Raw genomic sequence first — 23275 nt, 5'->3', positions numbered from 1 at the left:
CTCCGGATCGAGTGGTGCTTGAAAGGGAAGGGGCGCGCGCGACCACGGCGGATTGCCGGCGTCCACGTCCCCTGACCGCGTCCTTGCGCGATACGACCAACCACGATTGAGCGCTTACGGTTTAGTCCCGAATGACAACGTTGTCTATTTGAAATGTGACGAAATGTGACGGGCGCCATGAAAGCCGCAGCGCCCGTTTTGCGGCATCGCAGGGTATTTCCTTCCTCGATCCTGTATACGCGATGTCCCGGTCGTGATGCACTGCGCAAGCCACTTTGCGTCCGCCGCAGTGGCTCAAATGTCCCGCATGACAACGTGGGTCAATCGATCGGCGTGACGGCGTCGCGGTCGCGAGCCGACTTGCCGGAAGCGCATAGGCGGTCAGGCAAAGAGCACGGTGGCGGAAGGCGGGATCGTCGGTCGGGCTGGGACGGAGAAAGGGTATTCCGGTCTATTCGCCCTGATGCTGAGGCAGCGATTCGATCGTGGGCGTGCGGTGCTTCTTCAGCTCGTGCGTTATCGCGACGATCAGCGCCGGCATGGTGTCGGGATCGACGATGGTGCGAAGGGTCTTGCGCAGCGCGCGCAGATCCTGCTTGCTGCCTATCGTGTCGGACAGGGCGGACATCGTCCTGGCGAGTGCCTTGTCGCGTTCCGCATGGTGCGAGGCGGGCATGCCGGCCGCCTTGCGTGCCTTACGGATCAACTCCAGTTGCATGCGCAACCGTCGGGCCCGCCTGCGCCAACGGTGCAGGTTGGCCGTCGTCGCCGACTTGCGCATGCGCTTGCGTGCTTTGGCGACGCGCTTTTCCGAGTTCGCGAGCGCGTGTTCGACGGCATGCCGTGACAGTTTCCGCCACGGAAGCGCGGCGATGGCGTGGGCGAGTTCGCGAATCCGTTTGCGGCGCTCAAGAAACCGGGGATCCTTGATCAGCGCCGCGGTAAGCCGGCCCTCGCTGCGTAGTTCCAGCGCGTCGATGGCGTGCTTCCATCCATCGGACGGGTCGGCGCCGGCAAGCAAGCGGGCGGTGAGAACGGCGACGTGCGCGTCTCGCACGGAAGAGAGGCTTACGGCGAGGCGATCGATGGCGATTTCGAGTGGTGGCAGGGCGTGGTCGAACACGGTCGCCCCGAGTCTCAAAAGGCTCTTCAGGCGCCGCAGGGCCTTGCGGGCTTCGTGGATGCCCTTGTGTGGCTGCTTGCTGTCGCCCAGCGACCGAATGGCTCGACGACATTCGCTGGCGGCGAACGTGGCGAGAGCCGTGGCGAGTTTCGGGGCGGTCGGCATGACGCATTAGTACCATGCTTAAACCATCTTCACACCGCGCCGGTGCGACTGACACCTATGTGTCATACGCGCTTGCTACCTCTGGGCGACCAAGACCGGAGGCGAGCCATGAACAGTACCGTCCTGACCGAACAGGCCGCGGGGTCGCCACGAACCCGCTTGCTCAGCCTGGGAATCTTTACGCTGGTATTGCTCGTTGCAACCGTTTACGTTGCGATGCAGCTCGGCCACGACCTTCATGTCGCGCCTACCAGCCCGGTATTCGAATACGTCCTGCTCGGCATCGCGCTGTTGATCGCGCTGGGCTTCGAATTCGTCAACGGGTTTCATGACACCGCCAATGCGGTGGCGACGGTTATCTACACGCGGTCGTTGCCGGCTACCTTCGCCGTGGTCTGGTCCGGTGGCTGGAACTTCGTGGGCGTCCTGATCTCGAGTGGTGCGGTGGCCTATGCCGTGTTGCAGTTGCTACCGATCGGACTCGTGCTCAACGTAGGCAGCGGGACCGGTTTCGCGATGGTGTTCGCCTTGCTGCTCGCATCGATCGTCTGGAATCTGGGCACGTGGTATCTCGGGCTGCCATCGTCGAGTTCGCACACGCTGATCGGCTCGATCATCGGCGTGGGCCTGATGAACCAGATGATGAATCCCGGTAATGCGAATGCCGCCGTCGACTGGAGTCAGGCACTGAGCGTCGGCAAGGCCTTGTTGTTCTCGCCGCTGATCGGCTTCGGTCTCGCTTTCGCCCTGCTGATGCTGCTGAAGAAGTTCGTCAAGGCACCCGAGTTGTACGCCGAACCGCATGGCGACAAACCGCCGCCGTTCTGGGTACGCAGTCTGCTGATTCTGACGTGTACCGGCGTGTCATTCGCGCATGGCTCCAATGACGGCCAGAAGGGCATGGGCCTCATCATGCTGATCCTCATCGGTACCGTGCCGAGCGCATATGCACTGAACCGGGCGGTGACACAGGATGAGACGCAGAGCTTCGTCTCGGTCGCCCACCATGCGAGTGAGACACTGCAGAAGTACGCGCAGGGTGCGGCGCCGGTAACATCGGCACGCAGCGAGATCGAGCACTACATCCAGTCGCGCGAGGCGACGCCGACGACGATGGCCGCCCTGGTTCAGCTCACGGACAGCATCGGCGCGCAGGTCGCCAACCGGCCCACGCTGGCCGACGTGCCGGAACATGAAGTCAACAACGTTCGCAACAACATGTACCTGAGTTCGGAAGCGCTGCGCCTGATGGAAAAGGACAAGAAACCCGCGTTCCGTGCGGAGGACAGCGCCATCCTCGGCAACTACCACGGCTTACTGGACAAATCGACCAAGTTCATTCCGCCCTGGGTCAAGGTCGCCGTCGCCATCGCGCTGGGCCTTGGCACGATGGTCGGCTGGCGGCGCATCGTGCGCACCGTGGGTGAGCGCATCGGCAAGCAGCACCTGACCTATGCGCAGGGCGCGTCCGCGGAGGTGGTCGCCATGCTCACGATCGGTGCCGCCGATCGCTTCGGATTGCCGGTGAGCACGACCCATGTGCTCTCCTCGGGCGTGGCCGGCTCGATGGTCGCGAACGGCTCGGGTCTGCAGTGGAGCACGGTGCGCAGCATGCTGATGGCGTGGGTGCTGACCTTGCCGGTATCCATCGCCCTGGCCGCGGGATTGTTCTGGCTTTTGCGTCACGTCTTCTAGGCGGGAGAGGCCTGCAAGGCGAGCAGATCGTTTTCGATCGTGGTGCTGTAAGCCTCCAGTGGCAGATCGTTCGGCAGCGTGCCGAAAGGATCTTCAATCTGGTCGCCGAGCGCATCCAGGCCAAAGAAGGTATACGCCAGCACACCCACGACCAGAGGCGTGAACCAGCCCATCAGGCCGACCAGACAGAACGGCAGCAGGAAGCAGTAGATGTGTACCGTCCGATGCAGCAGCAGGATGTACGCGAACGGGATGGGTGTGCCCTGTATGCGTTCGCAGCCGCCCAGTACATGCGACAGCTTGCCGAGTTCGGCGTCGATCGCGGCCAGCAGGATGGGTTCGACGCGAAGCGCCCGGGCGATCTCCGCGTAGGCGGCCCCGGTGCGCGCCAACAAGGCGGACGGGCGATTGGGCATGGCGAGGACGGCCTCGCAGGATGCCGGGTCGAGCCAGCGCCCGAGCTCGGTGGCGGGGTCGCTGCCGCGCAGGTGATGACGCAGCGTATGCGCATAGGCAATCAGGTGATACGTAAGCCGGCGCGAGTCCGCTGCTTCGATGCCCGGCAGAAATGCCACACGCTGGCGGGCCAGGTTACGCATGGCGATGATCATTTCGCCCCAGAGCGTGCGGGCCTCCCACCATCGCTGATAGGCCACCGTGTTGCGGAAGCCGAGAAAGATGGCGAGCGTGAGACCCATGAGGGTCAGCGGTGCCGCGTTGAGACCGGCCTTGAGCGCGAAGAGGCGATGGTCCAGCAGGACCACGATCAGCGACAGAAGCACGGTGTAGAGGACGCGACGCCAGATCATGGGCACGATCGACCCGTGCACGCCACTCAGGGAGAAAAGCAGCGAGCGCAGGCTGGGCGTGCGGGTGCGGGTCATTCGTCGACGGACGGTTTCTTGGAGCGCGGCTTGCGCGGCTTCGGTTCCGCGCTGGCGATCAGGCCCTGGAGGTACGCGATGCCCTCCTCAGGCGGAAACCATGCCACCACGTCAGCCACACTGAGCTGGTAACGAAGCCGCAGCGCCTCGAATTCCGCCCTGGCGGGCGCGAGGGGATCGACCTTGGGGGGCCGGCCGCGGCGCTTTGGCGCCACCGGCTCAGGCACTACCGGCTCCGGCGCGACGACCGGCTTCGTCGTCGCATTGCCGGATAATCGGTCGAGGGCGGCCAGTTCGTCCTGGAACTGCTTGAAGTCATATTTGCCGGACGAGTTCATGGTCATGCTTCGATCGTGGGTCGGCCCATTGTGCCACGACGATCCCATTCCGGCCTGAGACGGATTGCCCCGGATCGGGCAATACTTCGATCAGGGGCGTCGTCTTGAGCCCCCATATCGGTAGGGGCGGACGGCACCGTTTGCCGGTGCCGTCCATTGCATCACGTCGGCGCGGTGGCTTCCGAGCCGGTGGAAATGTCGTCCGCGTTGTTTCGCTTGAAGACATCCTTGGCCACGTCGCGCTGGCGACCGCTTTCGGTGTGCACCGAAATGAGAATGCTGCCTTCGCGAACTTTCGCGTCGTAGCGTTTGGCCTCGAATTCCGGGATGCCCATGCCCACCAGCGCACCCAGGATGCCGCCGGTGGCCGTGCCCACAGCGGCGCCGCCCAGGGCGGCCATGATCGGTCCGGCCGCGATGAACGGGCCCACGCCGGGGATGGCGAGCGCGCCAACGCCGGCAAGCCAGCCCATGCCTGCGCCCAGACCCAGGCCGAGGACGCCACCCGTCGTGGCGCCTTCGGGCGCCTTGGTGTGGTGCTCGTGTGCGAAGTCACGGGTGCCACGGCGGTCGGGCAGGAGCGCCGAAATGTCGTCGCTCGTGAAGCCCGCCTGCTTCAGTTCCAGCACGATGTGCTCGGCCTGCTCGACGGTACGGGTGGTGCAGTAGACAGATGCTTTCATGACGGTCCTCGCTTTCAGTGCTTGATATCGAGCTGGTTTTCGACCTGGCTCACGCCGGCCACGGAATGCACGATGCTTTCGACCCGCGCTTTCTCGGCGGCGTCCTTGACGGGGCCGCGAAGGGTGACCACGCCCTTGGCGGCTATCAGCTTGAGGTTGTGGGCGGCGCTGGAAAGACCGTCATCGGCGACAATGGCGGCGCGCACGCTGGCCGCCAGCTTGATGTCGGCAGGGTCGTTCGACTGATCGAACGGGGTCGCATGCTCGGTATGGCGGTCGCGCTGATTGATCTGCGTGTTGTCGACCTTCGAGGTGTCCTGGGCGAACGCGGGTGCGCTGATCAGGGCGGCGAAGGCGAGAAGCGGGGCGATACGAAAGGTCACGGCGTCAACTCCGTCGCGGGGGAGGGCGCAGTACGCGGCAGACGCCGTGAACCGGCGGTGCAATCCGCGCGACGGGAGTTTCGCTCAGGCTAACGGTGGATGAATCAGGCGGCGCGAAATGTCACGACCAGCACATCGCGATGCGATGCCTGACCCGGATCCAGCGGCGTTACCGGCGTCACGCCGTGAAACACTCTGGGGTCGTGGATCAACGCGGCATCCAGCGGGCGGGCGAGAGTGAACTCGCCCAGCGACGTGCCGTCGGGTGCGTGGATGGTCGTCGTGCCGCGGGCGATGTTTTCGCGGTCGACCAGCAGAACCAGGACATAGTCGACGCCATCGCGATGGCTGCCTTCGGGAGTCGGTTCACCGGCGGCGCCGGCCGTGGCTTCGATGCGAAACTGATGGACTTCGACGTGCCACTGCTCGATCTCCGGCGACAATCCACCGAAGAAGTCGCGGCAGAATTCGAGGATCGCACGCAGCGTCGCTCCCCCGGCGATCTCAGGAAGCACCGGCTCGAACCAGCGGGCGATGTCGCCCTGCAACGTGTTGTAAGCCAGCGTCTGGAAATGCGCCTGATGCGGGCGCTGCTCGACATGACCGAAGCGAGAGGCGGCATAGACGGCGTGGCGACGACGGCGAAACCGTCCTGTCGCTGCCAGATAGGTGTCGGGCTCCAGGGCGTTCCAGCTGGCACGAAAGGTGTCCCAGTCCGCGAGCGGTGCGATATTCGACACCAGCTCCCGCATGTCGTCTCCCTGGACGAAGGCGAAGCCGTCATCCCGAACCTGGTCGTGTAAGGTCGTCTCGGTCGCGGTGGGAGAGGGGTTCATCCACACAGTATACGACCGGGACCCTTGCTTGCGCCGTGCGGCAAACGGCCCCGGATGCCTTACCGATATCTGTCAGGCGCGTTCCGGTCCGACACGATGCGGATGCACTCCCGGCTCAGGGCGCACGTAGCGGTTGCGGCTTGTCCAGTGCGGCGACCAGCGGCCCGTCGCGATCGTAGATGTCGGGCTTGTAGCTGAGCTTACCGTCGTCGGCGATGTCCACCGTCCAATAGGCGAGCAGCACGGGCACCGCGGTGGGCAAGGTGACGTTCTGTGTCTTCTTCGTCGCGATGCGCTCATCGATCGCCTGACGGCTGAACTTGTCCGGATCGTTGAACAGCAGCTCGACCAGGTCGAGAGGATGCTCGACGCGGATGCAGCCGGAACTCGTGTCGCGCTTGGCCTTGGAGAACAGCTCCTGGTGCGGCGTGTCGTGCAGGTACACCGCGAAGGAGTTCGGGAACCGGATCACCACCTGTCCCAGCGAGTTGCCCGGGCCCGCGTCCTGCCGCAGTGTGATCCCGCGCGGATTGGCCCAGTTGACGCTGGATGCCGCCACCACATTGCCGCCGCTGTCGAGTACCCGGATGCGGTTGTTGGCGAGGTACGACGGATTGCTGCGGATCTTGGGAAGCACGTCGTTCTTCAGGATCGTCGGCGGCACGGTCCACGTCGGGTTGAACGTGACGTAGGTGATCTGCGACCGGAAGATCGGCGTGCTTCGATAGGGCTTGCCGACCTGCACACGCGACTTCCATACGGGATTTCCGTCACGGTAGAAGCTGATCTTGTAGCCGGCCACATCGACGACGACAAACGTACCCTGCAGCGAATGCAGCAGCCAGCGTGCGCGCTCGAGATTGGCGCGGACCTGGCCGATACGTTCCTGGACGGGGATGTTGAGTGAGGCCAGCGTGCCGGCGCCCACGCTGCCATCGGCGTCGAGATACTGGTCGGCCTGAAAGCGTTTGACCGCGTCCGCCAACGCGTTGTCGAAGTGGTGTCCGTGAGCGAGCGTCGGGTCGAGGTAGCCACCAGCCACCATGCGAGCGCGCAAGGCTTCGACGCGGGCGTCCTTCATGCCGGGCTTGAGCGTGGGGCCTTCGGGGACGCTGGGCCATCCTCCCTGCGCGGCGGTGGTTCGCAGCTGCGCCAGTGCATCGCGTAATTTGGCGTAGAGCGGGTTTTGCGGCCTCGCCATGGCGAACGCCTGGTCGACGCTGCGCTCATCGACCGATGTCTGCAGCATGGACATACCCTGTTGGGGATCGATGGCGGCGGCATCGAAGTTCCAGGTCGGATCGAGCCGGACGGGGTCGACCTTGCCGCGGGCCAGCTGCACGAGTGCCGTGATGTAAGCGCTGCTCGCGGCCATGTCGAAATCGGCCTTCTGTTCGGGCGTGGCGCTGGCGCGGTCGGGGGATTCGGCAAGCGCCTTCAGCTCGCTGAGGTGGTAATCCTCGGGAAGAAGCCCGTCGGCGTCGACCGAGGCGAGGCCCCCGAGCAGTTGCTGGACATTGCTGTCGTCCGTCCATGCCGCGGTGTAGTGGCGCTGCATGTAGAAGTCGGCGAGCGCCTTACCAAGCGCGGCGTCCTGCCGTGAAATCGGGCTGCCCTGGATCGGCGCCATCTGCTGGATGCGCGCGTAAAGGGCCTGGGCGACGGGATCGTCGATGGCTGGCGGGGCAGGGGTGGACGCCGCCGTCGCGGGGTCGGGCGCGACGATGGGAGGCGGTGACGCGGCCGATGCCGCTGTCGTCGGATGCACCTGCGGGCCCGCTGCGGCGACGAGCGGAAAGATGGACCACGCGATGAGCGCGGCGCTGCGAAATCTGGCTTCCATAGTCATTATCTATCGCTTCCGGTGGAACGGCGGGCTTTACTTAAGCATTTCACATATATGAATGGCAGAGATGTGACGGCTTTGTGGTCAATAAATGATCAGCGCGTTAGGATGGCCTGTCGCACTTCACCCGGCTGGTCGCATGATTCGATCGTTTCGGACGCTCCTGGCGTCGGCGCCACTCGTTGGCGCACTGTTCTTCCTCCCCGCGCAGGCCCACGCCGCCGACTCCCTCGGCGAAGCTCTGGCTCATCTCGCTCCCTCCGCCGATCCGAAGGTGATCGATCTCGCGGTGAAGGCAGCCGAGTGTGCGCAGACACAGGGCGGGGCGCCGTCGGACCGCCTGGCGGTGATCGACTACTCGAAGCCGTCGTCGCAGCCACGCCTCTGGGTGTTCGACACGGTGAATCGGAAGCTGCTGTTTCAGGAACTGGTCGCGCACGGCAAGAACAGCGGCGACGCCAACGCCACCAGATTCTCCAACGCGCCCGAGAGCCTCGCATCCAGCATCGGCCTCTTCCGTACGTCGGATACATACATGGGGAAGAACGGGTACTCCCTGCGCATGTCGGGCCTGGAGCCCGGCGTCAACGACCAGGCACTCGCGCGGGCCATCGTCATTCATGGCGCCGCCTATGTGAATGAGGCGATGGCGAAAGTCGCCGGTCGTATCGGTCGCAGCTGGGGTTGTCCCGCCGTTCGCACGGCCATCGCACACAAGCTGATCGACGCGCTGAAGGGTGGCCAGATGGTCTTTTCGTACTACCCCGACCAACGCTGGCTGGCCTCTTCCCACTACCTGAAGTGCAGCAACGGTCAGCTTGCCAAAGTGGAAGCCAACACCGTCGCGCGCGCCGGGATCTGATCCTCCCTCCCTGGTCGCGCTAGAATTCCCGGACCCTAACCGTGGAATCGAGCATGAAACACGTTCTTGCGATCGCTGCCTGTGTTGTCCTGGCCGGCTGCGCCACCAGCGGCATGACCGATACCCTGCCCAAGCTCAGCAGCAAGACGGGCAAGAATGTCACGGCCTATGTGCAGTGCGTCGAACCGAAGTGGCAGGCACTCACCAAGGACGCGAAGGGCAACGCCAAGGACGACGAAGGCCGCGTCACCGCGAACGACAACGGCAAGCATGAGCGCCTCGACGTGACCGCCAGCGGCGCGGGTGCCCAGGTGGTGATGTACGAAATTCAGAAGGTGAAGGGCGGCGAGTATGACGGCCGCTATCGCGAAGAGGCCATTTCCTGCCTCTAAGCGCGGTGCCCGGTACTAGATGACGATGGGCTCGACCAGTTCGGGCCCATCGTTTTTAGGTGAGCCGACGCGCTTGCCGACCGGATGAAAGACGAGGTCCGGCCCGGCCGCCGAGGCAAGGGCTTCAAGTGCCGGTTCGACGGGCGCGAAGAGCCAGTCCTCCCACGCCTCCGGCGCCAGCATGACGGGCTGACGATCGTGCACGTCGCCTGTGACCTTGCCAGGCTCGCCGGTCACGATGGTGAAGCTGCGTACCGGCTCGTCATCCGGTCCTCGCCAGACTTCCCATAGCCCCGCGAACAGAAGCAAGCCTCCGTCAGCGGCCTGGATGAAATACGGCTGCTTGCTGCCTTTTTCGCCGGTCCATTCGTAGTAACCGGACGCGGGTACGAGGCAGCGACGCCGTCTGACCGCCGCACGGAACGCAGGTTTTTCGGCAAGACCTTCACGCCTGGCGTTGATCGTCTTCGCACCGATGGAGGCGTCCCTGGCCCAGGAAGGTATGAGCCCCCAGCGAGCGAGTCCGATGTCGGCGCGGCGATCGCCGACGGTGACGATCAGTGCTCGCTGGGTGGGAGCGATATTGAACCGGTCGTCGCGCTGGTTGATTTCGCTGGTCAGATCGAGCTCGAGCCGCTCGAGTACGTCGCGACCCTGTCGTGACAGGCTGGCAGGGCCGAAGGTGGCATAGCGTCCGCACATGATTCGAGCGTAGCGATTTCGCGTGATCTTGATGTTTATGCTGCTCCGATCGACGACCGGGGGTGACGATCATCGCTCGGAGGAAACATGGAATCTGTCCGTTATCGGCGCACGCTGGGCCAGCAGGCCACTTACCTCGTGGAGTACGACACCGAAGGTTACCGGATCAGTCGCGATGGACGGCTTCGCCGGGCGCGGCCACTGGGCGCCGCCTGCCAGGCCATGGGCCGCCGTGAGCGGCAACGCGCCGCACGTCAGTTCGCCATCGACGACATCGAGAAGCTCATCGGGATGGAGGAGTGAGGCTCAGGCGACCGGACGGGCGCTGCGCGCGCGATCCACGGCGTCGAGCAACTGGGCGCGGTCGAACGGTTTTTCCAGGAAGACCGCAGTGCGCGGAAACGGCGCGAGGTCTTGCGGAAGCCGGCTGGAGATGACGACGATGGCCGTGGAAGGGCGTTCGCGCAGCGTCGCCTGCAGCAGGACACTGCCGCGCCTTTCTCCGGGCGTATCGGCATGGATGACCAGCAGCGCGAGGTCGTCCATTTCATTGAAGGCCTGCTTCGCCGCCCGGTACGTGACCACGCCGCGTGCGTCGTAGCCCGCATCGCTGAGTACCATGGCCACGGTCTCGGCGACCATGGCGGCACGGTCGAAGACGAGAGCTGGCTGGCTGGCGAAGTCATTCATGGCGCGATTCTATCCCGGGCGCGCCCCGCACGGGTGGTTCAGCTTTGCGAAGATTCGGGCGGCCAGCTGGCATTGATCGCCTTCATCCGTGCGATCAGGTCGCGGACCTCGTCGTTGCGGTCGGCGATCCGCTTCTCCTCTGCCGCCTTCTGCGCCGCGAAATCGTGGTTCGTGCCCTGGACGGTGGCATGGACCAGCCGGCAGGTCTCCTCCGCGGACGCGGCCCGCGTGTGGAAGCCCAGGCGATCGGCCAGGATCTCCATGCGCAACCCGGGATGGGTCTGCTCCAGTTCGCGGGCGCGCACGAGGAAGAACTGCTGCCACTCCCGCTCGGGAGCGCCGGAGAGTATGGCTTCCACGCGCGGGATGTCGGGGCGGTCGAATTGCTCGGTATCGTCCACGGCCTCAAACGAGTCGATGTCGATCCAGTCGCGGCTGGCCATTGAGGTATTTCTCCAGGACGATGATAGTAATCGGTAGGGGCGCGCGATTGTTCGGCGTCGGATGTGCACGATCCGTCAGGGACGGGGGCACCCGTTCACCGAGCGTCGACGTTGCGAAACCAATGCTCTTCACATTCATCAACGAGGTTTTCCCATGCGCCATCTCCGTCTTGCCGGGCTCGCCGGCGTGGCTCTCCTCGCCGGGTGCGCGACCCAGAACGAACGTCACGTCGGCATCCACGACGTTCCGTCCAGCACCGTCTTCGCCAACCAGTCCCCGACGGACGGGGATGCCACCTTGAACATCGTGCGCGACCAGGGCTTGTGGGGCGCCGGATGCTCGAGCGCCATCTATCTCGACGACAAGGCCGTGGCGGACATGGAGATCGGCGAACAGCTGGTGCTGCGCGTGCCCTCCGGTACGCGGAAGCTGAGCCTTCTTCCGCACGGGTCGTGCTCGGCCGATCGCGTCGACGTCGACGCCAGCGTGGGGCAGGGCGAAACGAAGAACTTCTCCATCCCGGCCAGTGGTCAGGGGCTAGGCACGCAGGCGCCGCCCAGGGCGTAAGACTTGCCATCGGCGTCGCGGAGGCGCAAGAATCGAGCTGTCGCCGCGACACCGGCAAGGGGGTTCCGTGCATCGACGTACCGTGGGTCAGTACTCCGTGGAGGTCCGCACGCTGCGAACCGTCGCCGGCTTCTGGAAAGCCGCCTATATCGTTGAGCCGGCCATGAGCGCCGGCCCCCGCGATTTCGTGATGATCACTCTGCTCGATGAGTTCGAGGACGAGCGCGTCGCCGTCGATGCGGCGATGGAGCGAGGCGTCAGGCACGCCGACTGGCTCGTCGCGTCACGCGGCGCATTGACGCGTTGACGTGACTGATCCGGCGACTCCGCCATAACGCGGCCGCGACGACCGTCCGCCTAGCTTCGCCCCCATGGGCCTCCGGCCCCTTCAGGCGGAGCCGACCTTGCAGCACACGACCCTCTACGTCCCTTTCAACGCCTCGACGCGCGGTCCCTGGATCCTGCGTCGAAACGCCGAGCTGGTCGGCCAGTACCCGACCCGCGAAGACGCGTTACGGCACGCGATGAGCCTGACGGCGGCGCTGCGTGCCCAGTCGGGCCAGCAGGTGGACATCAAGATCGAGGATGAATCAGGGCGCTGGCAGGCCGCCGACATGGAAGCCGCTGGCCCTGTCTGACGGCACCTGGTCGCTCTGTCGCAGGATATGAGATCGGGCTGGGGGATAAGGGGCATCTTCCTGTCCGGATGCCCTTCATGGCCGCCTATCTTCAAGCCCGACGTACCGACGAGGCCGACTCGGTTCTGGCCACGAGCCATGACGGGCGTACGCTCGCCAGTCGTTTGACCGATAAATACGGCGACCGGGTCGCCACGGCGTTCACCGTATTCGGACGGGAGGGCAGTTTCGTCCCGTTGCCTGCGGACCTGCCCGAAGGACTCTCGCGGGCGCTTACCGCCCGAGGCATCGAACGCCTCTACAGCCACCAGCAGGAGGCCTGGGATGCCGCGCGTGCGGGGCGTAACGTCCTCGTGGCCACGCCGACCGCCTCCGGCAAGACGCTTTGCTACACCTTGCCGGTGATTTCCTCGGTTCTGGAAACCGGCGGCAAGGCGCTGTACCTCTTTCCGACCAAGGCGCTCGCGCAGGACCAGGTCGCCGAGCTGCTGGATATCAACCGGGCGGGCGACCTGGGCGTCAAGGCCTTCACCTTCGATGGCGACACGCCGGGCGACGCAAGGCAGGCCATCCGCCTGCACGGCGACGTGGTGGTCAGCAATCCGGACATGCTGCACCAGGCGATTCTTCCGCATCACACCAAGTGGGCACAGTTCTTCGAAAACCTGCGTTATGTGGTAATCGATGAGATCCACACGTACCGGGGCGTCTTTGGTTCCCATCTGGCCAACGTGCTGCGCCGGCTCAAGCGGATCTGCGCCTTCTACGGTGTCACGCCGCAGTTCGTGCTCTGCTCGGCCACCATCGGCAATGCCACCGAGCATGCGCAGGCGCTGATCGAGGACGAGGTGGTCACCATCTCGTCCAGCGGTGCGCCCAGCGGTGACAAGCACGTGCTGCTCTGGAATCCGCCGGTGATCAATCCGGATCTGGGCCTGCGGGCGTCGGCGCGCTCGCAGACCAACCTGATCGCCCGCGTCGCCATCAAGGCGAAGATGAAAACCCTGGTGTTCGCCCAGTCACGGCTGATGGTCGAAGTGCTGACCAAGTACCTGAAGGACGTCTTCGATCACGACACCCGCAAGCCCGCACGCATTCGCGCCTACCGGGGCGGCTATCTGCCGACGGAGCGGCGTGAAGTCGAGCGTGCGATGCGAGCCGGCGACGTGGACGGGATCGTGTCGACGTCCGCGCTCGAACTGGGTGTCGACATCGGCAGCCTCGACGCCGTCGTCCTCAACGGGTATCCGGGTTCCATCGCGGCGACATGGCAGCGCTTCGGTCGTGCCGGGCGCCGCCAGCAGCCGTCTCTGGGCGTGCTCGTCGCGACCAGTGCTCCGCTGGACCAGTACCTCATGCGACACCCGGCCTTCCTGACCGAAGCGACGCCCGAGCACGCACGCATCCAGCCGGACCAGCCGCTCATCCTGCTCGACCACATCCGTTGCGCCGCGTTCGAGCTGCCTTTTCTCGCCGGGGATACCTTCGGTCCCGATGACGCGGAACCCTATCTCACGGTGCTCGCCGAGTCGGAGGTGCTGCATCGCGAGGGTGACCGCTGGGAATGGATCGCCGACTCCTACCCGGCGAACGCGGTGAGCCTGCGTTCGGTCGCGGACGGCAATTTCGTCGTCGTCGACCGGACGGAGGGGCGCCAGACGATCATCGCCGAGGTCGACTATTCCGCCGCCGCTCTGACGCTCTACGAGGGTGCGATCCACATGATCCAGTCGGTGCCCTACCAGGTCGAGAGGCTCGACTGGGAAGGCCGCAAGGCGTATTGCACGCGAACGCGTGTCGACTACTACACCGACGCCATCGACTACACCAAGCTCAAGGAGCTGGAGTGTTTCGACGGCAGCAAGGCAGGGCAGGGCAGCTCGCGCCACGGTGAGGTGCACGTCGTGCGTCGGGTATCGGGTTACAAGAAGATTCGTTACTACACGCACGAGAACATCGGCTACGGGCCGGTGAACCTGCCCGATCAGGAACTGCATTCCACCGCGGTGTGGTGGCAGCTGCCGCAGACGGTACTGGACGAAGCGTTCCGTTCGCGTCAGCACGCCCTGGACGGGTTTCTGGGTGCGGCGTATGCGTTGCACACCTCGGCCATCGTCGCGGTCATGGCCGAGGCGCGCGACCTGCAGAAAGCGGTCGGTTCGGGTGACGGGGGATGGTCAGCGCAGGTGGACTCCTCCGGTCGCGGGCAGATCCATGCGCCTGATGGAGGCATCGCGCTGCCGGACGCGCTCGAGCGGTTCCTGCCCACCGTCTATCTGTACGACAACTTTCCCGGCGGCGTCGGCCTCAGCGAGCCGTTGTTTCACCGCTCGTCGGAGCTGCTTCGGCATGCGCTGGCGACCGTCGAAGGCTGCGAGTGCAAGGCGGGCTGTCCGGCCTGTGTCGGACCGGTGCTGGCGGCTGATGAAGCGCGCGGGGAGAACACGCCGCGTGCGCTGACGGCTCGCGTGCTGAGGTTGCTGGGTGCCGATGCGCGGATCGGTGGCGATGCATGAGTGATCTGGCCGCGCGGCTGCGGGCGCTCAGGAAGCAGGCGGGCATTCGCGAGTCCGGGCCAGCGCCGACAGGCTCGGCTCCCGCCAGGGGACGATCCACCGGGGATGCTTCGTCCGAGTCACCGGGCCAGACGGCCCGGCGGGAGCCAACCCTGTCGGCGAAAGAGCCTCGTCCCGGTATCGATCTGGCCGCGCTGCGCCGCATGGCTGGCGTACGCGAACGCGTCAGTCAGCCCCGCGCTCCTTTGCGCTCGTACACCCGTGACGTTCCCGGCGATGAGCTTTCCCCCGGCCTGCGTCTTCTCGAGAAGCGTTTCGCCTCGTCCGAACCGCCCGCCGAGTTCGACCTGACCTTCGCGCGTCTCGCCACGGCGCGGCGCGAGCACCTGCTGCACTTCGACACGGAAACCACGGGCCTGGCCGGCGGGACGGGTACACGCGCTTTCATGATCGGCGCCGCCGACTGGCACGACGGCGCGCTCCGCGTGCGTCAGCTCTACATCACGACCATGGCCGCCGAGACGGCGATGCTGAAGGCGTTCTCCGAATGGATCGATCCGCACACGGTGCTCGTCAGCTACAACGGCAAGTCGTACGACGCGCCATTGCTCGCCACGCGTTACCGGCTGGCCCGGCTTACGAATCCGTTATCCGGCCTGACGCACGTCGACCTGCTGCACCCGATGCGGCGGCGCTACAGGCAGGACTGGGAGAACTGCAAGATGCAGACGGCCGAACGTCGGCTGTTGCGTATCGTCCGCGAAGACGACTTGCCGGGGTCTGAAGCGCCACGTGCGTGGCTCTCCTACCTGCGCGGCGGCGCATCGACGGACCTGATCCGCGTCGCAGACCATAACCTGCAGGACGTGCGCAGCCTCAGCGGCCTCCTGATCGAGGCGCATGGCTGGGCGGCGAAGGACGCCCTGGCGGCTTCGCTGGCCGATTACAAAAAATAGACGCCGGGCCGCGCACGCTCGACGAGGATCAAACCATGCGGTGAGGAGTTCGCGTCATGAACGAAGCCACGAAACCCTGCGATCACGCCGGTTGTAACTGCCAGGTGCCGGTGTCCAGGGACTTCTGCAGCGAGAGCTGCCGCATGGCGTCTGAGAGCCAAATGGGAGGCGCCGGCTGCGAATGTGGGCACGCCGCGTGTCAGCAGCGCCACCGATCCGGAGGTACCGACAATGAGCAACGACACTAAACAGCCGACACCTGGCTACCGCGAGGACAACCCCAAGCCGTCGCACGGCACGCCGAAGGTTCCGGGCGAGGGGCATCCGAAAGAATCCCAGAACATGCCCAACGACAAGCCCGGTAAGCAGGGCTCCTAGTAAAAAGGCCGCGCATCCTGCGATGCGCGGCCTTTCTTCAAGCACGAAGCCCGGCGCCGCTGACGATCAGGCGGCCTTGCGCAGCAGGCCGCCGATGCCGGCCACCGCGCCGCCGATCGCCTGGGCCTTGTGGTCGTCGCCCATGGCGACACCTTCCGCGCGGACGAATTCGAGGTCGGTCACGCCCAGGAAGCCGAACAGTGCCTTCAGATAGGGCTCCTGAAAATCCATTGCCGCCGCCGGGCTGCCGGCGCTGTAGATGCCGCCTCGCGACGACGCCATGATGACACGCTTGCCGCCGGCCAGGCCTTCGGGCCCCGTCGCGGTGTAGCGGAAGGTCTTTCCGGCGACCGTGATGCGATCGATCCAGGCCTTGAGCGAGCTGCTGATGGAAAAGTTGTACATCGGCGCACCGATGACCACGACGTCGGCGGCAAGGAACTCCTCCATCACCCTGGCGCCTTCGGCGGCCTGCGGATCGTCTTCGCCGGCCGGCAATGCCCAGTGCGGCAACGGCTCGGCGTGGACGTCGCGATAGGTGACTTCGACATCGGGATGGTTGGCGACGAATTCGGCGACGATGGCCGAAGTCAGACCGCGGGAGACCGAGTGGGCGCCCAGCGCGCTGGCATCGATATGCAGGAGTTTCATGGACAGATTCCTCGACAAGGGCCGCCGTGGCGGTATGCCGACAAGGTACCCCGCACACAATGCCTTGATTAGTCGGCGTGAGGTAGACTGATTGTTCTAAACGAGAAACGACGGACTCCCCGATGGAAGGCGCGCTGCAGGACCTCAACGACCTCTATTTCTTCGCCTCGGTGGTGGAACATGGGGGTTTTTCGGCGGCGGGGCGGGCCCTGGGTATCCCCAAATCGCGCCTCAGCAAGCGGATCGCCCAGCTCGAAGACCGTCTGGGAGTCCGGCTGTTGCAGCGCACGACGCGCCGCTTCGTCGTTACCGAGATCGGCGAACGCTTCTACCAGCACTGCCGCGCCGTCCTCGAAGAGGCCCGCGCCGCACAGGATGCGGTGGACGAACTGCGCACGGAACCCCGTGGCGTGGTCCGAGTCAGCTGCCCGATCTCCCTTGCCCAGAACGTACTGGGCCCGATGCTGCCGGCTTTTCTGCTCGAGCACCCCAAGGTTCAGGTCCGCGTTACCGCGACCAATCGCCGGGTCGACCTGATCGGTGAGGGCTTCGACGTGGCGATCCGCGTGCGCGAAAAGCTGGACAGCGACGCCACGCTGGTCCTTCGCAGCATCGGCTACGCGCGCAGCCTGCTCGTGGCGAGTCCGAAGTTTCTCGACAGCTACGGCCGGCCGAAGACGCTGGACGATCTGGCCCAGGTGCCGGCGCTGTCGATGTTCGAGCACGAGGGTGCGCAGGTATGGGAGATGGTCGACGCCAGCGGCAAGAAGGCCGCTGTCGAAGTGAAGCCGCGTCTGGTCAGCGGCGATTTTTCGGTGCTGATCGCCGCCGCCGTCCAATGTTGCGGTGTGGCCTTGCTTCCCGAGGAGTATTGCGGTCCGCTGATCGCCAACGGTCAGCTGGAATGGGTGCTTCCGGATTACACCACCGCCCAGGGTACGTTGCACTTCGTCTACCCGAGCCGGCGTGGCCTGCTGCCGGCGATCCGCAGCTTCGTCGACTTCCTCGCCGAACGGCTGCCCAAGGCGCGGTCGGACTTCCATAAGGACTGCGAGACGGTGGCGGGCGATCCCGCCCAGGCAGGGGCGCTGCAGATGGCGCGCATGTTAGGATCGGATCATTCGGCGGCGTTTGGCCGTCCAAACGAATAAGGGCGTTCAATGCAGCTCGAAACCAAGCTTCCCAAGGTCGGCACGACGATTTTCAGTGTCATGAGCCAGCTCGCGCTGGAACACAAGGCGGTGAATCTGGGGCAGGGTTTTCCCGATTTCGAGCCGCCGGAGGCACTGCGCGACGCGGTCACGCGCGCCATGGCCGAGGGCAAAAATCAGTATGCGCCGGGCGTCGGCATCCCGAAGCTGCGCGAGCAGATCGCCCTCAAGACCGAGCGGCTCTACGGCCATCGGGTCAGTCCCGATACGGAAGTAACGGTCACCTCGGGCGCCACAGAAGCGCTGTTCTCGGCCATCGCCGCCGTCGTGCGCGCCGGTGACGAGGTCATCGTCTTCGATCCGTGCTACGACAGCTACGAGCCGGCCATCGAACTGCAGGGCGCGGCCGCCGTGCATATTCCGCTGACCTTGCCCTCCTTTGGCATCGACTGGCAGAGGGTTCGCGACGCGATCACGCCGAAGACGCGCATGATCCTGATCAATTCGCCGCATAACCCGTCGGGTGCGGTCCTCTCGCGCGCCGATCTCGACGAGCTCGCGTCCATCGTGCGCGATTCCGGCATCGTGGTGCTGTCCGATGAGGTCTACGAGCACATCGTGTTCGATGGCGCCGAGCATCAGAGCGTGCTGCGCCATGCGGAACTCGCCACGCGGAGCATCGTCGTGTCGTCGTTCGGCAAGACGTATCACTGCACGGGCTGGAAGGTCGGCTATGCCATCGCGCCGAAGGCGCTGACCGCCGAGTTCCGCAAGGTGCATCAGTACCTGACCTTCTGCACCTTCAACCCGGCGCAGCAGGCGTTCGCCGAGTTCCTCGAGTCCACGCCTGAGCATTACCTCGAGCTTCCGGCCTTCTATCAGGCCAAGCGCGATCGTTTTCGCGAGTTGCTCGCACCGTCGCGACTGAAGCTGCTGGACGTGCCGGGCGGATACTTCCAGCTGGTCGATTACAGCGCGATCCGCGATCTCGACGACATCAATTTCAGTGAATGGCTCGTGCGCGAGGGCGGTGTCGCCGCCATTCCGCTGAGCCCGTTCTACGAAAGCGCCCCGGACACGCGGCTGGTCCGGCTGTGCTTCGCGAAGAACGACGCCACCATGGAAGCCGCCGTGGAGCTGCTGTGCAAACTCTGACCGTCACGCTTGTCCAGGGCGCGACCCGCTGGCACGACGCGGCGGCTAACCGCGAGTATTACGGCGCGCTGGTGCGCGGCGCCGCGCGGAGCGACCTCTTCGTCCTGCCGGAAACCTTCCTGTCGGGCTTCACCAACGATACGCTCGGCAATGCGGAGACCATGGACGGCGCGAGCGTGGCGTGGATGCGCGCGCTGGCCGGCGAGGTGAATGCCACGGTCACCGGCAGTCTGGTGATCCGCGAAGGCGAGACGGTCTTCAACCGGCTGATCTGGGCGTCTCCCGACGGCTCGCTGGCTTACTACGATAAGCGACACCTGTTCCGCATGGCGGGCGAGCACACCCGCTACGGTGGCGGTAACGAGCGCCTGATCGTGGAGCTCAAGGGGTGGCGTATTCTTCCGCAGGTCTGCTACGACCTGCGCTTCCCGGTGTGGCTGCGCAACGGCCGTCGTGAGGAAGCCGCGGGTGGCATGGATTACGACCTCGCGCTGTTCGTCGCCAACTGGCCGGCGCCGCGTCGTCAGCCGTGGCGCACCTTGCTGCGTGCGCGGGCGATCGAGAACCTGGCCTACGTGATCGGCGTGAATCGCGTCGGGGTGGACGGTAACGACCATCCGTACGCGGGCGACAGCGCGGTCATCGATCCGGTGGGCGAGCCATTGGTCGAACTTGGGCCGCAGGAGCAGGTGGTCACCCTCGTGCTCGATCCGAAGCCGTTGCAGGCGCACCGCGAGCGGTTTCCTGCCTGGATGGATGCGGATCGGTTCTCTCTGGACGTGTCGGTCTGACCGGATGTGGGAGCGCGCCTTGCGCGTTGGGGTCCGGCGTCGGCGCTTCGTTGGCTTTTCGCGCGCGGGGCGCGCTCCTACCGCGCGCGGGGCGCGCCCTACCTTGCGCTGAACGGAACTACCGGCCCAGCCTTGAGGCCCTTCCGCCACGCTGCCAGCTTGTCTTCGATGCCCTCACCGACGTCGATCTGCGGCTCCGACGCCTCGAGCGAATCCGTCTTCTCCCACGCCGCGATTTCCGTCTTCGCCTTACCGAAGGCTTCCACGAAATCGCTGGTGGCATTCAGTCCGTCGGTGAGCCAGGCACGGCCGAAGTACGTGATGTCCGAGTCGGCGCCGCAGCCGAACGAGGTGCGGTCGGTGCGCGCCGAGGTCATGACCAGGGTGCCTTCGCCGCGCAGCTTCGGGACGAAGCCGCCGGAGTAGCACGCGTTGACCACCACGACCTTCCAGCGGAACGGGTGCTTGGCGAAGATATCGGCAAGGCCGTCGACGTCGAGCTGATCCAGCGGAATCGGGTCCATATCCACGAGCAGGGAGTGGTCGCTGCCGCCGTGGGTCGCGACATAGAGCAGCAACACGTCTTCCTTCGGGTCCATCACCTTCGACAGTCCGGTCAGGGCGGCCTCGAGATTGGTCCAGCTGGCGAGGGGATGGGTCGACAGCGTTGCCGGATTGTTCTCCAGCACCAGCGTATGCCCCGGGCTGCCGAACCGCGTCGTCATCAGGCGATTCAGGTACTCGGCCTCGTTGCGGAACACGTCCTCGGAGCCGTCGCCCGCGAAAGCGATGGCGTAGACGTTGGTCTTTCCCGGTCGGCGCTTCGCCAGCCTGGCCAGCGATGCTCTGACCTGATCAGGCTGTGCGGAGAAAACCTGCTCTGGCGTGGGAGCATCGTCCGGCCACGCGCTCGCGTCGAGCTCGACGGGCTGATCGTTGTCGGCGTCGTCGTTCGCTGTCGCAGGAGCGGACGTGCTTGCCGGCCGGGCTGGCCCGGCTGTCGTCGCACCGGCCGCCGGCGCGACCCGGGGCGCGGAGACGGCGGCGACGGGGCGCATCGTCACGGGAGCAGGCCCGAAACGAAGGACGCCGACGGTTCCCAGCACGCCGACCGCAAACGCGGCCAGCACGTAGATCGCCGTGCGTCGGCGTGGATCAAGGAATGATGGCATCGAAATCCGTTACGGCGGGGTGGCCGGCGTCCACCAGCGGAAGCGGCGGACGGATGAGGTGGGTGGTGAGCATGCCGGCATCGCGGGCGGCGTCGAGCTCTTCGCGGATGTCGGAAAGGAACAGAACCTGCGCGGGTTCGAGACCGATCGCTTCGGCGATCTTCCGGTACGAGTCCGTTTCGCGCTTGTGACCCGTCTGCGTATCGAAGTAACCGGAGAACAAAGGAGTGAGATCGCCGTTTTCCGTGAAGCCGAACAGCAGCTTCTGCGCGGGCACCGAACCCGACGAATACACGTAGAGCGAGAGCCCCTGCTGATGCCAGGCCCGCAGGCGTGCCGCTACTTCGGGATACATGTGGGAGGTGTAAACGCCCGACTCGTAACCTTCACGCCAGATCATGCCCTGCAGCGCCTTCAGGGCCGTGGACTTGCGGTCTTCGTCGATCCAGCGAATCAGCAGGTCGATGATCTCACCCCGTGTCGCCTCGACGATGCCAGCCTCTTTGGCGGCTTCGTGCAGCCAGTGCTGTACCTCGGGTTCGTCCGTATGTGTTTCCACGTAGGCCGGCAGGTGCTGACGGGCATACGGAAACAGCACGTCCTTGACGAAGTCGATCGAGCTGGTGGTGCCTTCGATGTCGGTGAGGACGGCGCGGATATCGGACATGCGATGGAAGCCTGCGGGGCGGGGAGACCATGCAGGATAAACGACGACCAGGGCCGGCGGAATGGCCGGGCGTCACGGGAGGTCGCGGAACGTGAACAGGCTCGCTCGCTAAGGGGGGTATCCGACCCCAGCCACCACCTCGCGGAGGTCATCCGCGAGGTGGTGAGAGCCGTCGTGCGCGCCGGCCGAAGCCCGGCGCGGGCAGGACTCAGGCTTCGCTGGTCTGCCCGGCGGACGCGTGCGGGTTCATGCGCGGGAAGCGCTCCGCGATATCCGTTCCGGTGAAGTTCGCCACCCAGCCCTCGGTGTTGGTGAACAGGCGAATAGCCACGAAGTAGGGCGACTCGCTCATGTCGAACCAGTGAGGCGTGCCATCCGGTACGCCGATCAGGTCGCCCTTTTCGCAAAGCACCTCGTACACCTTGCCGTCGAGATGCAGGGTGAACTGACCGGCACCCGCGACGAAGAAGCGTACTTCGTCTTCGCTGTGCGTGTGCTCGTTGAGGAACTTCTGGCGGAACGCGGCACGATCGGGGTGATCGGGTTTGAGGCTGATGACATCGACCGACCGATAGCCGTTCTCCGCCATCAGCCGATCGATGTCGGCGCGGTAGGCGGCGATGACTTCGTCCTGCGTCGCACCCGGGGTGATTGGCTGGCCGGCTTCCCACTGCTCGAAGCGCACGCCGACCGCATGGAGCGCCGCTGCGATGTCGGCATGATTCTCGAGCACCGCGACCGGCGCTTCGTGCTTGTTGTCTTCGTAGATGCGCAGACGGCTCATGGGGTCAGCCTCCTCAGGTCGAGTTCGCAGCCCAGCAGAAATTCGAGTGCCTCAAGGTGACGGCGCGTCTCGGCCATGTCCCGACCCCACGTGTAGATGCCGTGCCCGTTGATCAGGTAGGCATGTAGCGGCTTGCCGGAGTCGATCCAGGCGTCCACACGGGCTTCGAGCTCCGGCATGTGCTGGGTATTGGGGAAAACGGGGATGTCGAGCACGCTTTCATGCGTGGTGTAGCCCGTGATGGCCTTCTGCAGCTCCCAGCCTTCGAGGCGCACCCGGCCCTCATCTGCAAACAGGCGCGAGCAGACGCTCTGCGTTCGCGAATGCGTGTGCAGCACGACGTTGGCTTCGGGAAAACGGCGATACACCTGGGTATGGAGTCCGGTCTCGGCGGAAGGGCGGTTGTCCGAGCCGACGGCCTTGCCATCCATGTCGACGACCATGATGTCGTCGCGTCCCAGCCGACCCTTGTCGCGGCCGGAAATCGTTATGGCGGCGAGCTCGTCGTCGATCCGCATCGAGAAGTTGCTGCTGGTCGCCGGAGTCCAGCCGAAGGCCGCAAGCTCGCGTGCCGCATCGGCGATGGCGTCGGCGCGCTCGGCGAGCAGGGCGGGATCGAGGTGGGACAGGGTCTTCGACATGGAGATTTGGACGTCCAAACGGGTATGAAGTGTATCACGCACGCCAAGGCGGACTTTTTTTCCGGTCTGCTGCGACCAGACGTCGCGGAGCGGAATGCGAACCACTGCTATTTTGGCAAATCGCGTACGCTTCAACTGGGTGCGAGCCATCTGGCCCGCAGGTTG

At 65.2% G+C, this 23275-nt stretch carries 28 protein-coding genes; 13 read left to right on the top strand and 15 right to left on the bottom strand.

Annotation, left to right across the window (positions count from 1 at the left end; translation table 11 throughout):
- Positions 1 to 451: 451 nt before the first annotated feature.
- The gene (locus FA85_RS00880; protein WP_036112912.1) at positions 452 to 1288 is read right to left on the bottom strand and encodes a CHAD domain-containing protein; all 837 of its coding nucleotides are present in this window, start codon (positions 1286 to 1288) and stop codon (positions 452 to 454) included.
- A 108-nt stretch (positions 1289 to 1396) separates the two neighbouring features.
- Between FA85_RS00880 and FA85_RS00875 the strand changes: the two genes are divergently transcribed.
- On the top strand, positions 1397 to 2983 hold the full coding sequence (locus FA85_RS00875) for an inorganic phosphate transporter (RefSeq protein WP_036112914.1): 1587 nt from the start codon (positions 1397 to 1399) through the stop codon (positions 2981 to 2983).
- Here the strand turns inward: FA85_RS00875 and FA85_RS00870 are convergent.
- The 6 genes from FA85_RS00870 to FA85_RS00845 all read right to left on the bottom strand — a co-directional run bounded on the left by FA85_RS00870 (position 2980) and on the right by FA85_RS00845 (position 7950).
- On the bottom strand, positions 2980 to 3867 hold the full coding sequence (locus FA85_RS00870; RefSeq protein ID WP_036112915.1) for a bestrophin family protein: 888 nt from the start codon (positions 3865 to 3867) through the stop codon (positions 2980 to 2982). The genes FA85_RS00875 and FA85_RS00870 overlap by 4 nt on opposite strands.
- Positions 3864 to 4205 (bottom strand): hypothetical protein, encoded by a 342-nt coding sequence (locus FA85_RS00865; RefSeq protein ID WP_051944229.1) that lies wholly within the window; start codon positions 4203 to 4205, stop codon positions 3864 to 3866. The genes FA85_RS00870 and FA85_RS00865 overlap by 4 nt, the downstream gene beginning before the upstream one ends.
- Positions 4206 to 4366: 161 nt before the next feature.
- On the bottom strand, positions 4367 to 4888 hold the full coding sequence (locus tag FA85_RS00860; protein WP_036112918.1) for a hypothetical protein: 522 nt from the start codon (positions 4886 to 4888) through the stop codon (positions 4367 to 4369).
- A 14-nt stretch (positions 4889 to 4902) separates the two neighbouring features.
- Entirely contained in the window at positions 4903 to 5271 is a 369-nt protein-coding gene (locus FA85_RS00855; RefSeq protein ID WP_036112919.1) for a BON domain-containing protein, read from the bottom strand.
- A gap of 104 nt (positions 5272 to 5375) precedes the next feature.
- Positions 5376 to 6107, bottom strand: coding sequence for a 2OG-Fe dioxygenase family protein (locus tag FA85_RS00850; RefSeq protein ID WP_036112920.1), 732 nt, complete (start codon positions 6105 to 6107; stop codon positions 5376 to 5378).
- A 115-nt stretch (positions 6108 to 6222) separates the two neighbouring features.
- On the bottom strand, positions 6223 to 7950 hold the full coding sequence (locus FA85_RS00845; protein ID WP_081907465.1) for a L,D-transpeptidase family protein: 1728 nt from the start codon (positions 7948 to 7950) through the stop codon (positions 6223 to 6225).
- A 142-nt stretch (positions 7951 to 8092) separates the two neighbouring features.
- Between FA85_RS00845 and FA85_RS00840 the strand changes: the two genes are divergently transcribed.
- Both FA85_RS00840 and FA85_RS00835 read left to right on the top strand, forming a co-directional pair.
- Complete coding sequence (locus tag FA85_RS00840; RefSeq protein ID WP_036112921.1) at positions 8093 to 8815, top strand: murein L,D-transpeptidase catalytic domain family protein; 723 nt, start codon at positions 8093 to 8095, stop codon at positions 8813 to 8815.
- A gap of 53 nt (positions 8816 to 8868) precedes the next feature.
- Positions 8869 to 9207 (top strand): hypothetical protein, encoded by a 339-nt coding sequence (locus FA85_RS00835; RefSeq protein WP_036112922.1) that lies wholly within the window; start codon positions 8869 to 8871, stop codon positions 9205 to 9207.
- 15 nt (positions 9208 to 9222) lie between these two features.
- Here the strand turns inward: FA85_RS00835 and FA85_RS00830 are convergent, their stop codons facing one another.
- Positions 9223 to 9909, bottom strand: a complete 687-nt coding sequence (locus tag FA85_RS00830; RefSeq protein WP_036112924.1) for an SOS response-associated peptidase — start codon at positions 9907 to 9909, stop codon at positions 9223 to 9225.
- A gap of 87 nt (positions 9910 to 9996) precedes the next feature.
- Between FA85_RS00830 and FA85_RS00825 the strand changes: the two genes are divergently transcribed.
- Positions 9997 to 10212 carry a hypothetical protein gene (locus FA85_RS00825; RefSeq protein ID WP_036112927.1) on the top strand — a complete coding sequence of 72 codons (216 nt, stop codon included), beginning with the start codon at positions 9997 to 9999 and terminating at the stop codon, positions 10210 to 10212.
- A 3-nt stretch (positions 10213 to 10215) separates the two neighbouring features.
- Here FA85_RS00825 and FA85_RS00820 read toward each other — a convergent pair whose 3' ends face one another.
- Positions 10216 to 10599: a DNA-binding transcriptional response regulator gene (locus tag FA85_RS00820; protein WP_036112930.1), complete on the bottom strand. Its 384-nt coding sequence runs from the start codon at positions 10597 to 10599 to the stop codon at positions 10216 to 10218.
- A gap of 38 nt (positions 10600 to 10637) precedes the next feature.
- Positions 10638 to 11042, bottom strand: a complete 405-nt coding sequence (locus tag FA85_RS00815) for a hypothetical protein (RefSeq protein ID WP_036112932.1) — start codon at positions 11040 to 11042, stop codon at positions 10638 to 10640.
- Positions 11043 to 11196: 154 nt separating this feature from the next.
- Between FA85_RS00815 and FA85_RS20670 the strand changes: the two genes are divergently transcribed.
- The 6 genes from FA85_RS20670 (at position 11197) to FA85_RS21745 (ending at position 16098) form a co-directional block, all read left to right on the top strand.
- The gene (locus tag FA85_RS20670; RefSeq protein ID WP_051943620.1) at positions 11197 to 11610 is read left to right on the top strand and encodes a hypothetical protein; all 414 of its coding nucleotides are present in this window, start codon (positions 11197 to 11199) and stop codon (positions 11608 to 11610) included.
- A gap of 67 nt (positions 11611 to 11677) precedes the next feature.
- Positions 11678 to 11917, top strand: coding sequence for a hypothetical protein (locus FA85_RS00805; protein ID WP_036112935.1), 240 nt, complete (start codon positions 11678 to 11680; stop codon positions 11915 to 11917).
- Positions 11918 to 12014: 97 nt separating this feature from the next.
- A complete protein-coding gene (locus FA85_RS00800; RefSeq protein ID WP_156108723.1) occupies positions 12015 to 12248 on the top strand; it encodes a hypothetical protein in 234 nt (77 codons plus the stop codon).
- Positions 12249 to 12325: 77 nt separating this feature from the next.
- A complete protein-coding gene (locus tag FA85_RS00795; protein WP_036112940.1) occupies positions 12326 to 14764 on the top strand; it encodes a DEAD/DEAH box helicase in 2439 nt (812 codons plus the stop codon).
- On the top strand, positions 14761 to 15720 hold the full coding sequence (locus FA85_RS00790) for a ribonuclease H-like domain-containing protein (RefSeq protein ID WP_081907466.1): 960 nt from the start codon (positions 14761 to 14763) through the stop codon (positions 15718 to 15720). Before FA85_RS00795 ends, FA85_RS00790 begins: the two co-directional genes overlap by 4 nt.
- Positions 15721 to 15951: 231 nt before the next feature.
- A complete protein-coding gene (locus FA85_RS21745) occupies positions 15952 to 16098 on the top strand; it encodes a hypothetical protein (RefSeq protein WP_156108724.1) in 147 nt (48 codons plus the stop codon).
- Between the two features lie 66 nt (positions 16099 to 16164).
- Here the strand turns inward: FA85_RS21745 and FA85_RS00785 are convergent, their stop codons facing one another.
- Positions 16165 to 16749: an FMN-dependent NADH-azoreductase gene (locus FA85_RS00785; protein ID WP_036112942.1), complete on the bottom strand. Its 585-nt coding sequence runs from the start codon at positions 16747 to 16749 to the stop codon at positions 16165 to 16167.
- Between the two features lie 122 nt (positions 16750 to 16871).
- On the opposite strand from FA85_RS00785, the gene FA85_RS00780 reads away from it, so the two are divergent.
- From FA85_RS00780 to FA85_RS00770, 3 genes are read left to right on the top strand one after another with little or no spacing between them, the layout of a single operon-like run.
- A complete protein-coding gene (locus tag FA85_RS00780; protein WP_081907467.1) occupies positions 16872 to 17900 on the top strand; it encodes a LysR substrate-binding domain-containing protein in 1029 nt (342 codons plus the stop codon).
- Positions 17901 to 17909: 9 nt separating this feature from the next.
- On the top strand, positions 17910 to 19055 hold the full coding sequence (locus FA85_RS00775) for a pyridoxal phosphate-dependent aminotransferase (RefSeq protein WP_036112946.1): 1146 nt from the start codon (positions 17910 to 17912) through the stop codon (positions 19053 to 19055).
- A complete protein-coding gene (locus FA85_RS00770) occupies positions 19043 to 19846 on the top strand; it encodes an amidohydrolase (RefSeq protein ID WP_036112949.1) in 804 nt (267 codons plus the stop codon). Before FA85_RS00775 ends, FA85_RS00770 begins: the two co-directional genes overlap by 13 nt.
- A 98-nt stretch (positions 19847 to 19944) precedes the next feature.
- Here FA85_RS00770 and FA85_RS00765 read toward each other — a convergent pair whose 3' ends face one another.
- The 4 genes from FA85_RS00765 to FA85_RS00750 form a co-directional block, all read right to left on the bottom strand.
- On the bottom strand, positions 19945 to 21018 hold the full coding sequence (locus tag FA85_RS00765; RefSeq protein ID WP_036112953.1) for a C13 family peptidase: 1074 nt from the start codon (positions 21016 to 21018) through the stop codon (positions 19945 to 19947).
- Entirely contained in the window at positions 21002 to 21685 is a 684-nt protein-coding gene (mtnC, locus tag FA85_RS00760; protein ID WP_036112954.1) for an acireductone synthase, read from the bottom strand. The genes FA85_RS00765 and mtnC overlap by 17 nt, the downstream gene beginning before the upstream one ends.
- Before the next feature lie 208 nt (positions 21686 to 21893).
- Positions 21894 to 22469 (bottom strand): 1,2-dihydroxy-3-keto-5-methylthiopentene dioxygenase, encoded by a 576-nt coding sequence (locus tag FA85_RS00755; RefSeq protein ID WP_036112958.1) that lies wholly within the window; start codon positions 22467 to 22469, stop codon positions 21894 to 21896.
- Complete coding sequence (locus FA85_RS00750) at positions 22466 to 23110, bottom strand: methylthioribulose 1-phosphate dehydratase (RefSeq protein WP_036117534.1); 645 nt, start codon at positions 23108 to 23110, stop codon at positions 22466 to 22468. The genes FA85_RS00755 and FA85_RS00750 overlap by 4 nt, the downstream gene beginning before the upstream one ends.
- Positions 23111 to 23275: the final 165 nt, after the last annotated feature.

It is taken from the genome of Luteibacter mycovicinus (genome assembly GCF_000745235.1).
In the GTDB taxonomy this organism is placed as follows: Bacteria; Pseudomonadota; Gammaproteobacteria; order Xanthomonadales; family Rhodanobacteraceae; genus Luteibacter; species Luteibacter mycovicinus.
This window is presented reverse-complemented; position numbering and strand designations above follow the sequence as displayed.

Coding starts and splice junctions, on each gene's coding strand:
- FA85_RS00880 (WP_036112912.1), bottom strand. CDS start 1,288: ATGCCGACCGCCCCGAAACTCGCCACGGCTCTCGCCACGTTCGCCGCC.
- FA85_RS00875 (WP_036112914.1), top strand. CDS start 1,397: ATGAACAGTACCGTCCTGACCGAACAGGCCGCGGGGTCGCCACGAACC.
- FA85_RS00870 (WP_036112915.1), bottom strand. CDS start 3,867: ATGACCCGCACCCGCACGCCCAGCCTGCGCTCGCTGCTTTTCTCCCTG.
- FA85_RS00865 (WP_051944229.1), bottom strand. CDS start 4,205: ATGAACTCGTCCGGCAAATATGACTTCAAGCAGTTCCAGGACGAACTG.
- FA85_RS00860 (WP_036112918.1), bottom strand. CDS start 4,888: ATGAAAGCATCTGTCTACTGCACCACCCGTACCGTCGAGCAGGCCGAG.
- FA85_RS00850 (WP_036112920.1), bottom strand. CDS start 6,107: ATGAACCCCTCTCCCACCGCGACCGAGACGACCTTACACGACCAGGTT.
- FA85_RS00845 (WP_081907465.1), bottom strand. CDS start 7,950: ATGGAAGCCAGATTTCGCAGCGCCGCGCTCATCGCGTGGTCCATCTTT.
- FA85_RS00840 (WP_036112921.1), top strand. CDS start 8,093: ATGATTCGATCGTTTCGGACGCTCCTGGCGTCGGCGCCACTCGTTGGC.
- FA85_RS00835 (WP_036112922.1), top strand. CDS start 8,869: ATGAAACACGTTCTTGCGATCGCTGCCTGTGTTGTCCTGGCCGGCTGC.
- FA85_RS00830 (WP_036112924.1), bottom strand. CDS start 9,909: ATGTGCGGACGCTATGCCACCTTCGGCCCTGCCAGCCTGTCACGACAG.
- FA85_RS00825 (WP_036112927.1), top strand. CDS start 9,997: ATGGAATCTGTCCGTTATCGGCGCACGCTGGGCCAGCAGGCCACTTAC.
- FA85_RS00820 (WP_036112930.1), bottom strand. CDS start 10,599: ATGAATGACTTCGCCAGCCAGCCAGCTCTCGTCTTCGACCGTGCCGCC.
- FA85_RS00815 (WP_036112932.1), bottom strand. CDS start 11,042: ATGGCCAGCCGCGACTGGATCGACATCGACTCGTTTGAGGCCGTGGAC.
- FA85_RS20670 (WP_051943620.1), top strand. CDS start 11,197: ATGCGCCATCTCCGTCTTGCCGGGCTCGCCGGCGTGGCTCTCCTCGCC.
- FA85_RS00795 (WP_036112940.1), top strand. CDS start 12,326: ATGGCCGCCTATCTTCAAGCCCGACGTACCGACGAGGCCGACTCGGTT.
- FA85_RS00790 (WP_081907466.1), top strand. CDS start 14,761: ATGAGTGATCTGGCCGCGCGGCTGCGGGCGCTCAGGAAGCAGGCGGGC.
- FA85_RS21745 (WP_156108724.1), top strand. CDS start 15,952: ATGAGCAACGACACTAAACAGCCGACACCTGGCTACCGCGAGGACAAC.
- FA85_RS00785 (WP_036112942.1), bottom strand. CDS start 16,749: ATGAAACTCCTGCATATCGATGCCAGCGCGCTGGGCGCCCACTCGGTC.
- FA85_RS00780 (WP_081907467.1), top strand. CDS start 16,872: ATGGAAGGCGCGCTGCAGGACCTCAACGACCTCTATTTCTTCGCCTCG.
- FA85_RS00775 (WP_036112946.1), top strand. CDS start 17,910: ATGCAGCTCGAAACCAAGCTTCCCAAGGTCGGCACGACGATTTTCAGT.
- FA85_RS00765 (WP_036112953.1), bottom strand. CDS start 21,018: ATGCCATCATTCCTTGATCCACGCCGACGCACGGCGATCTACGTGCTG.
- mtnC (WP_036112954.1), bottom strand. CDS start 21,685: ATGTCCGATATCCGCGCCGTCCTCACCGACATCGAAGGCACCACCAGC.
- FA85_RS00755 (WP_036112958.1), bottom strand. CDS start 22,469: ATGAGCCGTCTGCGCATCTACGAAGACAACAAGCACGAAGCGCCGGTC.
- FA85_RS00750 (WP_036117534.1), bottom strand. CDS start 23,110: ATGTCGAAGACCCTGTCCCACCTCGATCCCGCCCTGCTCGCCGAGCGC.